This is a genomic window from Streptomyces sp. NPDC055239, assembly GCF_053606205.1.
Genome location: NZ_JBSGRD010000001.1, coordinates 81,764 through 95,805, shown reverse-complemented (window position 1 = coordinate 95,805; position 14,042 = coordinate 81,764). Strand labels below are relative to the sequence as shown.

The window sequence follows — 14,042 nt, the reverse complement described above, 5'->3', positions numbered from 1 at the left end:
ATGACCAACCTATTACCCGGACCGCCGAGAGGCCCAAGCCCACCGCCGAGACCCCTCGTGCGACCTCCGCGTCAATCGCGCGTCAACCGCCGGTAACCCGGACGGAGCGCGGCTTTTACACGATCTATACGCCGCCTTGCGACCGATTTCTCCCAAGTTCGCTCAGATTGAGGAAGCCAAGTCACTACCGACGCGTAAAACAACCCTCTTATCGGTCTCCCCAACCAGCACATCAAGGGCTTAACTTATGTGTCATGACCTCCCCCCGCTCCACCTATGGCGGCGGTTACTATTCCGCGCCGTCCTTCCCGGACACTCCGATCTACGACTCCCTTGTCGCCGAGCGGGGTACTCCTCAGATCGCCCCGATCCGGGTCCCTTCCGCGTACGACACGGGTAGTCACCTGCCCGCGCTCCCGGCCGCCCCGATCGCCGCGCTGCCGGCCGCCCCGTCGCACCACAACCCGGCGTACGGCTACGCGCAGCAGCCCGCACCGCTGCAGCAGGCGCCCGCGCCGTACATCCCGCAGCAGCCTTCGCCGCCGCGTGGCTACCCGGGACCCCAGCAGCAACAGCAGCAGCAACAGCGCCCCCCGGCCGGAACGGGCTACGAGGCCATGCGCCCCGCGTCGCCCCGCCCCGCCCCGGCGACGTACGAGGATCCGTACAACCGCCCTTACCGCGGCTACTGATTCGCCCGCACGGGTCCCTGTCAGTGGCTGCTGGCAGGATGACCGTATGCCGAATCCAGCGCTGCACTCGATCCACTATTACCCGCTCAAGGCGGTCGGGGGACACGCTCCGCGTGAGGCCGTCGTCGAGCCCTGGGGACTCGCGGGTGACCGACGGTGGGTGCTGATCGACGGCGAGGGACGGGTCATCACGCAACGGCCGCATCCGCGGCTCGCGTTGGCTGCCGCCGAGCTCATGCCCGGCGGCGGCATACGCATGTCCGCGCCCGGCAGGGAACCGCTGACGGTCGCCGTGCCGCCCTCCGGCGAGACCGTCACGGTGGGGATCTGGAAGGACGAGGTCGAGGCCGAGCCCGCCGACGCGGCGGCGCACGCGTGGTTCAGCGCCTATCTCGACACGGACGTCCGGCTCGTCCACCTCGACGACCCCGCGACCCGGCGGCCCATCGATCCCGCGTACGGCAAGGCAGGCGAAACCGTCTCCTTCGCCGACGGGTATCCGCTGCTTCTGACCACGCTCTCCTCCCTCGACGCCCTGAACTCGCTCATCGCGCAGGGTGATCACTCCGACGAGGGGCCGCTCCCGATGAACCGTTTCCGGCCGAACGTGGTCGTGGACGGTACGCCTCCCTGGGCCGAGGACGACTGGTCGCGCGTCGCGATCGGCGACGTCGTCTTCCGGGTCGCCAAGACGTGCGGTCGCTGCGTCGTGACCACCACCGACCAGCACAGCGCGGAGCGCGGCAAGGAGCCGCTGCGGACGCTCGCCAAGCACCGCCGCTTCGGTGACCAGCTGGTCTTCGGCCAGAATCTGGTGCCGGAAACGACCGGATCGGTCCGGATCGGCGACCCGTTCACCGTCCTCGATTGAAGGCCCCGGCTCGGGGAACTCGAAGGCCGGGCCCGGTCGTTGAGTGTGGTTGGGTGGGGATGAGAAGGGTGATTTCCCTCTCTCTTCTTCCCGCCGACGCGTGGGCCGTGCCGTTCGCGGTTATGACGGACGCGGAAGGGGGTGCAGGACTGTGCGAGCACTCGTCGGGCTCTGGCGCTGGCGACACAATCCGCTGCGCAGGAAGACCGACCTCGTCGAGGCCTGGGTGGCCTGCGTGGCCGTGCTGCTCATCGCCGTCGCGGCGCCGCTCGCCGGATTCACGATCGGCGGACTGACGCAGGACGCCCTGCGGCAGTCGGTGCGGGAGCAGCACGCGATGCGTCACGAAGTGGCCGGGACCGTGGTCAAGAAGCTCGCGAGCCCCCCGGTCGACCCCGATCCCGAGACCTCGTCCGCGCGTGACAGACACAGCCGTGTGCTGGCCCGGTGGACGGCTCCGGACGGCACGGCGCACTCCGGCGCGGTGCTCGCCGACCTCAGGTCCCCCGACCGGGGCGACCACTTCCGGCTCTGGACGGACAAGCACGGCCAGGTGGTCGGCCGCCCGCTGGACGACGCGACCGCGACCACGCACGCGACCCTTGCCGGATTCGGCGTCGCGCTCGCGGCCGCCGGACTCGTCGAGGGGGCGAGGCGACTCGTCGTCTGGCGGATCGTCCTGCGTCGCTACGACCGCTGGGACCAGGCCTGGGACAAGGCGGGACCGGACTGGGGACGGACCGGCACCGGCTCCTGAGCCGCCGATACCGCCTCCGGGGCCGGTGAGAGACCGGCGATGACCAGGTGAGAGCCTGGCGATCGGGTCAACTCGCCCTCGCCGCGCGCGCTACGGTGGACCGGCCGAACTCTTCGGCGCCTTGCGCGAGGTCGTGAGGTCCCGCGTACGACCAGGTGGGGGCAGAGCAACTCCATGGCACAGGGCACGGTCCAGGTGACGCACACCGGTACCTCGCGATGGCGGCGCCGCACGGGCGACTACGCATCGCTCGCTGCCGCCTTGGAGGCCGCGAGCGACGGGGACGTGCTCACCGTCGCCCCCGGCACGTACCGCGAGAACCTCGTCGTCCAGCGGGCGGTGACGCTGCGCGGCCCCGAAGGCTCCCCCGGCTCCGTGCGCATCGCGCCCTTGGACGGGGTGCCGCTCACTGTCCGGTCGTCCGCCCTGGTGCAGGACCTGCTCGTCGAGGGGCAGGACTCGGCGGCGCCCGCGCTGCTCGTCGAGGACGGTGCGCCCGAACTCGTCGACGTGCGCGTGGTGACGCGTTCCGCGTCCGGCATAGAGGTGCGCGGCGGAGCGCGCCCGACCGTGCGGCGCTGCACGGTCGACAACCCCGGCGGCATCGGCATCGCCGTGCTCGACGGCGGGGGCGGTGTCTTCGAGGAGTGCGAGATCGTCTCGGCCGGGCAGTCGGGCGTCGCCGTGCGCGGCGGCGCGCACCCCCGGCTTGAGCGCTGCCGGGTGCATCACGCTTCCGGCGCGGGGCTCTCGGTGACCGGTGAGCACTCGGGACTCGAGGCGATCGGCTGCGAGGTGTACGAGGTCAAGGGCTCGGGCGTGCAGATCACCGCGCGGGCCTCGGCGCATCTGACGGACTGCGACGTGCACCGCACGACGTCGGACGGCGTCACGCTCGACACGGACGCCGTGCTCACGCTCGCCGACTGCCGGATCCACGACATCCCGGAGAACGCGATCGATCTGCGTTCCCGCTCGGTCCTCACCCTGACGCGTTCCACGGTGCGCCAGTTCGGGCGCAACGGCCTTTCGGTGTGGGACCCGGGCACGCGCGTGGACGCCAACCAGTGCGAGATCCACGACAGCACGGGCGACTACCCCGCGGTGTGGGTCAGCGACGGCGCGACGGCCGTCCTGGAGTCGTGCCGGGTGCACGACGTGCCGGACGCGCTGTTCGTCCTGGACCGCGGCTCGCGCGCCGACGTCGTCGACAGCGACCTCTCCCAGGTGCGCAACACGGCGGTGTCCGTGAGCGACGGCGCGACGGCGCAGCTGGACGACTGCCGCATCCGCGATGCCGCCACCGGCGCGTGGTTCCGCGACCACGGCAGCGGCGGCACCCTGGCCAACTGCACGGTCGACGGCGTACAGACCGGCGTCATCGTCACCAAGGGCGCCGACCCCACCATCGAGCGCTGCACGGTCACTTCGCCCGCGGAGGCCGGCTTCTACGTCTCGGCGGGCGGTCGCGGCAGCCTGCAGGGCTGCCGGGTGACCGACAGCGGCGGGTACGGCTTCCACGTCATCGACGGATGTCGTACGACGCTGAAGAAGTGCCGCACCGAGCGGTGCGCGCGCGGCGGCTTCGAGTTCGCCGAGGACGGGCCGCTCGTCGAGGACTGCACCAGCGACGAGAGCGGCGGAGTGCGGGGCGCGGCGTCCGCGGCGCAGGAGCCAGCCCCGCAGACGGCCACGCAGTCCGTCGGCCTGCTCGGCGCGATCCCCGGGCAGCGCGTCACGGACCCGGCGGCCGAGAAGAAGACGGCCCCCGAGCCGGCGTCCCGCTCGTCGAAGGACGTGCTCGGTGAACTCGACAAGCTGGTCGGCCTGGACAGCGTCAAGCGCGAGGTGCGCGCCCTCACCGACATGATCGAGGTCGGGCGCCGCAGGCAGCTCGCGGGGCTCAAGGCCGCGTCCGCGCGCCGCCATCTGGTGTTCACCGGTTCCCCCGGCACCGGCAAGACGACCGTGGCGCGGCTCTACGGCGAGATCCTGGCGTCGCTCGGCGTCCTTCAGAGCGGGCATCTCGTCGAGGTGTCGCGGGTCGATCTGGTGGGCGAGCACATCGGGTCGACGGCGATCCGCACGCAGGAGGCGTTCGACCGGGCGCGCGGCGGTGTGCTGTTCATCGACGAGGCGTACGCGCTCTCGCCCGAGGACTCCGGGCGGGACTTCGGCCGGGAGGCCATCGACACGCTGGTGAAGCTGATGGAGGACCACCGCGAGGCGGTGGTCGTGATCGTCGCGGGATACACGGCGGAGATGGAGCGGTTCCTTTCCGTCAATCCCGGTGTGGCGTCGCGCTTCTCACGGACCATCACCTTCGGGGACTACGCCCCCGAGGAGCTGCTCCACATCGTCGAGCAGCAGGCCGAGGAGCACGAGTACCGCCTCGACACGGGGACGGGCGAGGCCCTCCTGAAGTACTTCACGGCGCTTCCGAAGGGTCCCGCGTTCGGCAACGGCCGCACCGCACGCCAGACGTTCGAGGCGATGGTGGAGCGGCACGCGGGGCGCGTCGCGCAATTCGAGGAGCCGAGCACGGACGACCTCACCCTGCTGTATCCGGAAGATCTGCCCGAGCTGCCCTGACCATGCGCGGGGCGGGCACGGCGGGCTTGAGCCTGGCCAGCAGCCGGGCGCGCTCCTCGGCGAAGGCCGGGTCGGCCTGGTAGTCGGAGTGGCCCAGGATCGGCGCGGGCAGCGGGTGCGCCTCCGTGCGGCCGTAGACCAGGGGGTCCTTGAGGGGGTCGTGGTCGACCCGTGGTCCGTCACCGTCGGGCTCCACCCGGACGGGGCCGCCGATCGGGTCGGTGGTGCGGTACAGGTTGCGCCAGCAGTCGACCTCGCGGTGCAGCGAGCTGAGGGCGGCCGGGCCGAAGTGGGCCGGGAACCAGCGGCCGTAGAGACGCTCCAGAGGTGAGCCGTACGTGAGGAGGGCGACCCTCTTGCGGACGGAGGGCCACAGCTGCCAGGCGGCAGCGGCGGCCAGGACGCTGCCCTGGGAGTGTCCTGAGATGACGAGCCTGCCGCCCGTGGCGCGCGTCGCGCGGGTCCAGGTGTGCATGCGCCAGGTGAGGTCGGGGACCGCGCGCTCGGCGTAGCAGGGCGGGGCGAAGGGGTGGGCGGCGCGGGGCCAGAACGTGCCGACGTCCCACAGGATGCCGATGGTGCGGCGTGCGGAGGGGTCGCGATAGGCGCGGCGGCCCCAGGTCACGAACAGTATGAAGCCGAAGCCGATCAGCCAGGAGCCCAGTGCCTGCGAGGTCTCGGCGGCTCCTTCGAAGAAGAGCGGCAGACCCTGCGCGGCTTCGCTGGGCACTTCCCCGCTCACCCAGGCGCCGACGAGCGCCCCGGCACCGAGCAGCAGCGTGACCCCTGAGGTGATGCCCACGAGCAGCGGGGCCCGGTCGGTGAGGGCGGCACGCGCGCGCGTGCCCGCGATGCGGCGGCTGCGTGCCGCGTCCTCGGGCTCGCCCGGGTAGTCGCGCGGCACGTTCGGCCGGTCGCGGCGGGCCCGCTGCCAGGTGCGGACGCCGAGCCAGCCGCAGAGTGCCGCGACGACCACGAGGAGGGGCGGGATCACGGACGCCTGCCAGGTGAGCAGCACGGGCGGGCCGTCTATGGTGCCGCCGGATCCGGGTGCCCCGGCGCCGTCGAGCCAGTCGGCGACGCGCTGGGCGCCGCCTCCCGACATCACGCCGCCGAGGGCGCAGGACAGCATGGCGACGGCGGGTCCTGCGAAGCCCCGCATCGCGGTGCGGGGGTCGGGGGCCGTGCGGTAGAGCGCGCGGGCGACCACCGCGAGGGCGATGACCAGGAGCCCTTGGACCAGGGCGATCCCGCCGAAGGTCGCGTTGCCCGGCAGTCTGCCCTCGGAGGTCCAGTCGGGGCGTGACCATCCGGCGTACAGGAGGGTCAGGACGAGCAGGGTGAGCGCGCCCAGGGGCAGTCGGCGGATCAGCTTCTCGTCGAGGTGCTGGTCGAGTCTGTTCTCGCTGCGGCCCCTGCGCCAGACCACCAGGACGACGATGCCCCCGCCCAGGACGAGCGCCGCGTCGAGGATCCAGCCGAGGGCGTCGAGCAGCGGGGACCCGCCGGAGCTGCGGTCGTGGCGTGCGGCCGATGTGCCGACCGCTGCGGCCACCGTCAGGAATCCGGCGGCCGTGTGCGCGGCCCGAAGGCGGGCCACAAGACGGCGCCCGTACCAGAATCCGGGCCTGCCGAGCGCGCCGGTCCGTCCGGCGTCCTCCTCCGGGTCGGCCTGGTGGGGCAGCGGCGTCTGGGATTCGTACGCGCTCCAGGTGCGCTGCGAGAGGTACCAGAGAAGTCCGGTGAGCGCGGCGGGCACCAGCGCGGCGAGTGCGAGGCGGCGCCCCGGCTGGCTCCACCAGCCGCCGTGCCCGGAGGCGTCGGTGGCGAGGAAGCCGAGCCAGGAGCGCTCGGCGGCGCACTTGGGGGTGCCCGCGCACTGCCAGGCCGTCAGGTCGATGGCGACCTCGCAGGCGGCGGCGACGAGCAGGACGGTGAGGGTGAGTCCGATGAGGCGGACCAGGAGGCCGTACGTACGGACCGTCTTCTTCATGCGCCGCGATGTGGGACGCATCCAGTGGGCGAGGTTGACCACCATGAACGGAAGCAGCAGGAGCCACAGGGCCCGCGAGCCGTTCCCCGAGGTCAGATTGCACCAGACGTACGCCTCGGGGATCGGCTTGCCCCGGTAGTCGTCCGGACGCTTCTCCGCGTCGGCGTCCTCGGTGCGGCGGAAGACGGCCGCCGTGTCGTCGCCGGAGACCCGGACGGTGCTCGGATCGCCCAGCATTCTCTCGGGTGTGGTGCCCCCGACTCCGTGGACGAGGAGTTCGAGAGCCGTCTCTTCTCTGTTGTCAGCTGCCACGGTTCCGCTTCCCCCGATTACGCGCGTACTCCCCCGAATATGCGCTTGGTCAGGCATGGAGGTTCTCCACTCATGGCCCCCTCCACACCCGTCATCACGTAATCTCCCCGTTCCGGGTGAACGCACGCTCTCGGGCGGTGGGCCGCCTGTCGGTGGCGCATGCGAGGATGAGTCAGCGCATTTGACGGGCGCGACGGGTGTGACGAGGCAGAAGGGCCGTGACGGACGTGAGTGAGAATCAGAACCTCCTCGCGGAGCAGCGCCGCGCCCTGATCCTCGATGAGGTACGCCGTCGGGGCGGGGTCCGCGTCAATGAACTGACCCGCAAGCTGGGTGTGTCGGACATGACGGTCCGCCGCGATCTCGACGCGCTCGCGCGCCAGGGCGTCCTGGCGAAGGTGCACGGCGGCGCTGTCCCGGTGGTCGAGGCGAGCACGCACGAGCCGGGGTTCGAGGCCAAGTCGGGTCTGGAACTGAACGCCAAGGAGGACATCGCGCGCACCGCGGCCTCCCTGGTGGCGCCCGGCACGGCGATCGCGCTCTCCGGCGGCACGACGACGTATGCGCTTGCCCACCATCTTCTGGATGTGCCGGACCTGACGGTGGTGACGAACTCGGTGCGGGTCGCTGACGTCTTCCACTCCGCGCAGCGCACCTCGGGGCGGCGGCAGGGTGCGGCCACCGTGGTCCTCACGGGCGGCGTGCGCACCCCGTCGGACTCATTGGTCGGCCCGGTCGCCGACCAGGCGATCGACGCGCTGCACTTCGACGTGCTCTTCCTGGGTGTGCACGGCATATCGGCGGAGGCCGGTCTCTCCACGCCGAACCTCGCGGAGGCGGAGACCAACCGGCGTCTCGTGCACTCGGCGCGGCGGGTCATCGTGGTCGCCGACCACACCAAGTGGGGGACGGTGGGCCTCAGTTCGTTCGCCACCCTCGAGCAGGTCGACACGCTCGTGACGGACGCCGGGCTGCCCTCGGAGGCGCGGGGGGAGATCTCCGAGCATCTGCGGCACCTGGTGGTCACCGGCGAGTCCGACGAGCCGGGACCGGGCGAGCAGGACGAACACGGCGAGAGCGTCGGTTACGCGGAGAACGCCGGGAGCACCGCAGACATCTGACGGCACGCCAGCTATGGTGTCGGTGGCCGTTCAACCACCCGATTCTCCTTGGGGGCTGAGTGACATGGCACGCCGACTGAGGCCCGTGGGGCTCGAGTTCGCCGAATCCGCTCCGTTGCGTCTGGTCTTCGCCCGTGAGGTGAGTGCGTCACCGGAGACGGTGTACCGCGCTCTCGCCGACGACACGGCCGACTGGCCCGAGTGGTTCACGGCGGTCACCCTGTGCCGTCCCACCGACGGCACGGACGACGGCAAGGGCCGCGAGGTCAGGCTCAAGGGCGGCACACGCTTCTGGGAGACGGTCGTGGCGGCAGAGCCGGCACAGCGGTACGCCTACCGCGTCGACGAGTCGAACGCCCCGGGCCTGCGCGCCCTGCTCGAAGAGTGGCGGCTCACCCCGGCCGGGACAGGCACCCGCGTGCAGTGGACCTTCGCCGCGGACGGCGCCGCACCCTTCCGCTTCGCCCTGAAGTTCGGCAGGGCGGGCCTGGGCCGGGCCTTCCGCGATGCCGTCACGGCCCTCGACCGACGCCTTGCCGCGGCCAACGCCTGAGTCCCACAGGGAACTTGAGGGGTTCTACGTCCAGGCGCCGGTCGCGAGGAGCTTCTCGATCGAAGCCGCGTAACCCGTGATGTCCAGCCCCTGTTCGGCCAGCCACGCGTCCGAGTAGTACTTGTCCAGATAGCGGTCACCCGGGTCGCAGAGGAGCGTGACGACGCTGCCCGTGCGGCCCGCGGCCACCATCTCGGCGACGATCTTCAAGGAACTCCACAGTCCGGTTCCGGTGGAGCCGCCCGCCTTGCGGCCGATCGCCTGCTCCAGGGCGCGTACGGCGGCGACGCTCGCCGCGTCCGGCACCTTCATCATGCGGTCGATCGCGCCGGGCACGAAGCTCGGCTCCATCCGGGGCCTGCCGATGCCTTCGATGCGGGAGCCGCAGTCGCTGGTGGCGTCCGGGTCATGGCGGGTCCAGCCGTCGAAGAAGCAGGAGTTCTCCGGGTCGGCGACGCAGAGCCGGGTGTCGTACTGCATGTAGTGGACGTAACGGGCGATGGTCGCCGACGTGCCGCCCGTGCCCGCCGTGGCGACGATCCACGCGGGTTCCGGATAGCGCTCCAACCTCATCTGCTGGTAGATCGATTCGGCGATGTTGTTGTTGCCGCGCCAGTCCGTGGCCCGTTCCGCGTAGGTGAACTGGTCCATGTAGTGGCCGCCGGTCTCGACGGCGAGGGCGGCCGATTCGGCGTACATCATGCGGGAGTCGTCCACGAAGTGACATCGGCCGCCGTGGAATTCGATCAGACGGCACTTCTCGGCACTGGTCGTGCGGGGCATCACCGCGATGAAGGGCACCCCGATCAGCTTGGCGAAGTACGCCTCGGAGACGGCTGTCGAACCGCTGGAGGCCTCGATGACCGGCCGCCCCGGCCGGATCCACCCGTTGCAGAGTCCGTAGAGGAAGAGCGAGCGGGCCAGACGGTGCTTGAGGCTGCCGGTCGGGTGGGTGGACTCGTCCTTGAGATACAGGTCGATGCCCCACTGTTCCGGCAGCGGGAAGCGCAGCAGGTGCGTGTCGGCGGAACGGTTGGCGTCGGCCTGGACCTTGCGTACGGCTTCTTTGAGCCAGACCCGGTACTCCGCGTCGCTGCGGTCCACGTCGAGCGTGGTCATCGGCTCATCGGCTTGTTCCTGCTGTGTGGTGCTCACCGCGCGGCTCCTTGGCGTCAACCTGGCCGCGCTCCGAGCGGGCCCGACGCCTCGATGATAAACACCTTCCGCACGCTTCTCACCTGCATAAACACACCTTTGAGCACCTCAAAGGCACACCTGGCTCAGTAGGCTGAAACAGAGGCACGGCACACTGGACAGTGGACGGCGTCCATTTGTGACCACGTCTTCATACGCACTGGTGCTCGCCGCCGGGTGCGTGCAGACTGCACCGCACGGGACGGCGGTCCCGTACCGAACGACCACTCGAATCGCTCAAGGGGGCGGAACGTCATGGCGGAGCCGGATTTCACGGCCACAGGCGTGCAGATCGGACGACGGCTACGCTCCCTCACCCGGGCGGGTCAAATCCGCATCACCGACGGCAGGTTCGAGCTCCTGACCAGTTACGGCCGGGAGATCGACAGCGCCCCGGTCCAGAGCGTGCGCGCCGGCAAACCGTGGTTCGCCGCCGACGACCGGGCCCTCGCCGAACTGAACGGCACGCGTTACCGGCTCACCCTCGCCGATCACGACCCGGCCCCGGGCAAATCGGGGCCGCCCACGGTACGCAGGTTCATCGACGCGGTACGCAGGGCCGGAGGCCACAGGGCACGCGCCTGAGGGCCCACACGCTTTTGGCAGGTGCGGCGCGAGTTGCATGCCCGCACCCCCTGAGTCATTCTGGTTTCACATCACTCTGGGTTCACCGGCGATGACGCTGCGAACCAGCCCGCCGGCTACTGACAGCAGCCGGCAGACCCCGCGGCCGCTGCTGGATCCGATCGTCGCCTTCTTCCGGACCGCAATTCGGGGAGTCGCACCCGTGATCAGCCAGCCAAGCAGGTATTGCACGGTAGAGCTTCAGGCGCTGCCGTCGCGGATCGGCCAGGTCCGCAGAATCGTATCGGCGCAGTTGCGCTACTGGCATCTCGATCCCTTGATAGACCAGGCCGCGCTCGGTGTGACCGAGCTCCTGACCAACGTGCACCGGCACGCACAGCCGGACAAGGTGTGCACCGTGGAGATCGAGCTGCTGCTCGACCGCCTCACGGTCTCCGTGCACGACCACGACCCCCGCCTTCCCGAGGTGCACGACGCGGATCCGTTCGCGACCTGTGGCCGCGGGCTCGCCATGGTCGCCGCGGTCAGCGAGAGCTGGGGGGTACGCCCCCACGGCGATACGGGCAAGGTCGTCTGGTTCACCCTTCCGGCCCCTACGCCCGCCGTCGCACTGCCGTCCACGTTCCCGGCGTACGGCGCGGCCACGGAGGGACCTTTCGCGGAACTCGGCGCCGGGCGGCAGTCCCTCGCCGACGGGCACGCGCCCGGACATGCTCCCGCCCGGTCGGCCGTTGTCGGCTGACCGGGCGGTGACAGGCCCCGCGGGTGACCGGGCGGTGACACGCTCCGCGGGGCGGGCGTCCTACGTCACTCGGTGGCGATGGCACGCAGCACGTCCAGGCGTGCGGCCCGACGTGCCGGACGCAGACCCGCGAGGGCTCCCGCCGCCAGGCCCACCAGGACGACCACCGCCAGTTGCACGGGCGGCACCGCGAACGCGAAGGCACTGCTCGTCGCGCCGTCCGCCGCCTTGACGAGCACCCAGCCGAGGAAGCCGCCGAGCGCGAGGCCACCGGCCGTGCCGAAGGCCGCGACAAGTACCGACTCCCAGCGGACCATGGCCCGCAGCTGCGCCCTGGTCTGCCCGACGGCCCGCAACAGGCCCAGCTCACGGGTCCGTTCGTGGATCGCGAGGGTCAGCGTGTTGGCGATGCCGAGCAGGGCGATCAGGACGGCAAGCGCGAGCAGGGCGTAGACCAGCGTCAGCATCATGTCGATACCGCCCGCGGCGGACTGCGCGTACTCATCGCGGGTCTGCACATCCGGATTGCCGTACTTCTGCGCGACTTCGGAGACCGCGGCCTTGCCGTCGTCCGCGCTCACGCCGTCCTTGAGGGATACGGAGACGAGGCTGTCGGCGTCCTGCATGCGGTGCGGCGCCCAGGCCTCGCGGGCGATGACGTAGTCCCCCGCGAGCTCCGACCTGCCGTACAGCGCGCGGACCGTGAAGGTGGCCTTCTTGCCGTCGGCGAAGGCGAGTTCGGCCTTGGAGCCGACCCTCAGGTTCTGCTTCCCGGCCTCCGCGCGGGTGATCGCGATGCCGTTCGTCCCGAGGCCGTCAAGGGACCCCTCGACCTTGCCGAGGTCGAAGGACTTGGCGAAGGGGCCCGGGTCCGTGACCGTCAGGGCTCGCCCCTTCCCGTCGACCTCTGCCGCGCCCTTGCCGAGTCCGACCGCGGTCGCGACCTCGGGCCGCTCGGCGAGCGCGGGGGCCAGCTTGGGACTGAGTCCACTGCCGCCCGCACCGAAGCCCGGGGTGCTGATGGCCAGGTCACCGGCGAAGGAGCGGTTCACCGTCTGGTCCATGGTCGCCTTCAGCGAGGCGCCGAAGACCGTGAAGAGCGAGACGACGGCGACACCGATCATCAGGGCGCTCGCGGTGGCGGCGGTCCGCTTGGGGCTGCGCAGGGCGTTGCGCCGGGCGAGTCCGCCCGTGACGCCGCGCAGCCGGTCGAGGGGCCCGCCGAGAATGCGTACCGCCCGCGAGGACGCGACAGGTCCGAGTACGACGAACGCGGCGAGCGCGAGGACCGCCCCGGCCCCTGCCAGCCACACGGACGGGCTGACGAGCACACCGGTGAGTGAGAGGCCCACGGCCGCGAGCGCGAGGCCCGTGCCCACCATGGCGCGGGGGCGCGATGCCCCGGAATGGTCGACCGCCGTCTCGCGCAGGGCGGCCAGGGGTGCGGTCTGCCCGGCGCGGACTGCGGGCAGCAGGGCGGAACCCAGGCAGACCACGATGCCGACGGCCAGGGGCAGCAGCAGCGACAGGGCGCTGATCACCAAGTCGCCCTCGGGGAAGGGGAATCCGATGGCGGGGAAGAGAGCCTGCAGCCCGGCCGCGATCCCGATGCCGCCCGCGAGGCCCGCGGCGGACGCCACCACGGCGACCACGCCGGCCTCGACCAGGGTGGCGGCGGTGACTTGCCTGCGCGAGGCGCCGAGTGCGCGCAGCAGGGCGTTCTCGCGGGTGCGCTGGGCGACGACGATCGCGAAGGTGTTGTGGATGCTGAAGGTGGCGACGAGGAGGGCGACGCCGGAGAAGACGAGCAGGAAGCTGGTGAAGAGCGTCAGGAACTGGCCGGAGACGTTGTCGGTGTTCTCCGCCGCCGACGCCTCGCCGGTGATCGCCTCAACTCCCTTGGGGAGTACGGGACTCAGCGCGTCGACGAGTTTCTGCTCACTCACGCCCGGCCCGGCCCGCACCTGGATGGACGAGGCCTCGCCGGGCTTCGGCGTCAGATACTTCTCCGCGTCGGCCAGTGTCATGCCGGTGAAGGTGGTCTGCGCCATGCCGTCCTCGCCGCCGAAGGTAGCGAGGCCCACGATCGTCACCTTGACGGGGTCGGGGGTGCGCAGCGTGGCCGTGTCGCCGATCTTCAGGTCACCGGCTTCGGCGGCGCCCCGGTTGACGACGACCTCGCCGGACTTGGCGGGGGCGCGGCCTTCGGCCAGCTGGTAGGCGTTCAGCTCGCTGTCGTCGATCCAGTTGCCTGCGAGGGTGGGCGGGCCTTTGCCGCCGATGGGCTTGCTGTCCTTGCCGAGGAGCTGGCCCGCGCCCTGAACGGCGGGCGCGGCGGCGGCGACGCCGTCGGTCCGCTCGATCTTCTCCACGAGCGAGGTCCTGACGGGCTGCCGGGTGCCCTGACTGTCGTCGGGGGTGGTGATGGTGTCGGCGCTGCGGACGACGGCGTCGGTGCCGCTCGTCGCGTTGCCGAACATCGTGTCGAAGCTGCCGCGCAAGGTGTCGCCCATGACGAGCGTGCCCGCCAGGAAGGCGACACCGAGCATGACCGCGAGGAACGTACCGGCGAAGCGCCGCTTGTGGCCGCGCAGCGAGGAGAGGCTGATGCGGGTGGACGCTCTCAGGGA

The 14,042-nt window shown here is 71.1% G+C and carries 11 protein-coding genes; 8 read left to right on the top strand and 3 right to left on the bottom strand.

Annotation, left to right across the window (positions count from 1 at the left end; translation table 11 throughout):
* Window positions 1–254: 254 nt before the first annotated feature.
* The 4 genes from ACWFRJ_RS00415 (at window position 255) to ACWFRJ_RS00400 (ending at window position 4,912) form a co-directional block, all read left to right on the top strand.
* The gene (locus ACWFRJ_RS00415; protein ID WP_453523385.1) at window positions 255–692 is read left to right on the top strand and encodes a DUF6643 family protein; all 438 of its coding nucleotides are present in this window, start codon (window positions 255–257) and stop codon (window positions 690–692) included.
* A gap of 46 nt (window positions 693–738) precedes the next feature.
* On the top strand, window positions 739–1,563 hold the full coding sequence (locus tag ACWFRJ_RS00410; protein WP_453523383.1) for an MOSC domain-containing protein: 825 nt from the start codon (window positions 739–741) through the stop codon (window positions 1,561–1,563).
* Between the two features lie 151 nt (window positions 1,564–1,714).
* Complete coding sequence (locus ACWFRJ_RS00405; RefSeq protein WP_453523381.1) at window positions 1,715–2,320, top strand: Rv1733c family protein; 606 nt, start codon at window positions 1,715–1,717, stop codon at window positions 2,318–2,320.
* A gap of 174 nt (window positions 2,321–2,494) precedes the next feature.
* Complete coding sequence (locus tag ACWFRJ_RS00400; RefSeq protein ID WP_453523379.1) at window positions 2,495–4,912, top strand: right-handed parallel beta-helix repeat-containing protein; 2,418 nt, start codon at window positions 2,495–2,497, stop codon at window positions 4,910–4,912.
* On the opposite strand, the gene ACWFRJ_RS00395 is transcribed toward ACWFRJ_RS00400, so the two are convergent.
* Window positions 4,872–7,274 carry a hypothetical protein gene (locus ACWFRJ_RS00395; RefSeq protein WP_453523377.1) on the bottom strand — a complete coding sequence of 801 codons (2,403 nt, stop codon included), beginning with the start codon at window positions 7,272–7,274 and terminating at the stop codon, window positions 4,872–4,874. The genes ACWFRJ_RS00400 and ACWFRJ_RS00395 overlap by 41 nt on opposite strands.
* A gap of 170 nt (window positions 7,275–7,444) precedes the next feature.
* Between ACWFRJ_RS00395 and ACWFRJ_RS00390 the strand changes: the two genes are divergently transcribed.
* Window positions 7,445–8,338: a DeoR/GlpR family DNA-binding transcription regulator gene (locus ACWFRJ_RS00390; RefSeq protein ID WP_453523375.1), complete on the top strand. Its 894-nt coding sequence runs from the start codon at window positions 7,445–7,447 to the stop codon at window positions 8,336–8,338.
* Window positions 8,339–8,402: 64 nt separating this feature from the next.
* Complete coding sequence (locus ACWFRJ_RS00385; RefSeq protein ID WP_453523374.1) at window positions 8,403–8,891, top strand: SRPBCC family protein; 489 nt, start codon at window positions 8,403–8,405, stop codon at window positions 8,889–8,891.
* A gap of 24 nt (window positions 8,892–8,915) precedes the next feature.
* Here the strand turns inward: ACWFRJ_RS00385 and ACWFRJ_RS00380 are convergent, their stop codons facing one another.
* A complete protein-coding gene (locus ACWFRJ_RS00380) occupies window positions 8,916–10,010 on the bottom strand; it encodes a PLP-dependent cysteine synthase family protein (RefSeq protein WP_453525020.1) in 1,095 nt (364 codons plus the stop codon).
* Window positions 10,011–10,340: 330 nt separating this feature from the next.
* Between ACWFRJ_RS00380 and ACWFRJ_RS00375 the strand changes: the two genes are divergently transcribed.
* Window positions 10,341–10,670, top strand: coding sequence for a hypothetical protein (locus ACWFRJ_RS00375; RefSeq protein WP_383265589.1), 330 nt, complete (start codon window positions 10,341–10,343; stop codon window positions 10,668–10,670).
* Window positions 10,671–10,872: 202 nt separating this feature from the next.
* Complete coding sequence (locus ACWFRJ_RS00370; protein ID WP_453523372.1) at window positions 10,873–11,412, top strand: ATP-binding protein; 540 nt, start codon at window positions 10,873–10,875, stop codon at window positions 11,410–11,412.
* Between the two features lie 65 nt (window positions 11,413–11,477).
* On the opposite strand, the gene ACWFRJ_RS00365 is transcribed toward ACWFRJ_RS00370, so the two are convergent.
* Window positions 11,478–14,039 carry an ABC transporter permease gene (locus ACWFRJ_RS00365; protein ID WP_453525019.1) on the bottom strand — a complete coding sequence of 854 codons (2,562 nt, stop codon included), beginning with the start codon at window positions 14,037–14,039 and terminating at the stop codon, window positions 11,478–11,480.
* Window positions 14,040–14,042 lie beyond the last annotated feature (3 nt).

Bases quoted from the DNA above. Each gene is read 5' to 3' on its own strand.
- ACWFRJ_RS00415 (WP_453523385.1), top strand. From the start codon at position 255: ATGACCTCCCCCCGCTCCACCTATGGCGGCGGTTACTATTCCGCGCCG.
- ACWFRJ_RS00410 (WP_453523383.1), top strand. From the start codon at position 739: ATGCCGAATCCAGCGCTGCACTCGATCCACTATTACCCGCTCAAGGCG.
- ACWFRJ_RS00400 (WP_453523379.1), top strand. From the start codon at position 2,495: ATGGCACAGGGCACGGTCCAGGTGACGCACACCGGTACCTCGCGATGG.
- ACWFRJ_RS00395 (WP_453523377.1), bottom strand. From the start codon at position 7,274: ATGCCTGACCAAGCGCATATTCGGGGGAGTACGCGCGTAATCGGGGGA.
- ACWFRJ_RS00385 (WP_453523374.1), top strand. From the start codon at position 8,403: ATGGCACGCCGACTGAGGCCCGTGGGGCTCGAGTTCGCCGAATCCGCT.
- ACWFRJ_RS00380 (WP_453525020.1), bottom strand. From the start codon at position 10,010: ATGACCACGCTCGACGTGGACCGCAGCGACGCGGAGTACCGGGTCTGG.
- ACWFRJ_RS00375 (WP_383265589.1), top strand. From the start codon at position 10,341: ATGGCGGAGCCGGATTTCACGGCCACAGGCGTGCAGATCGGACGACGG.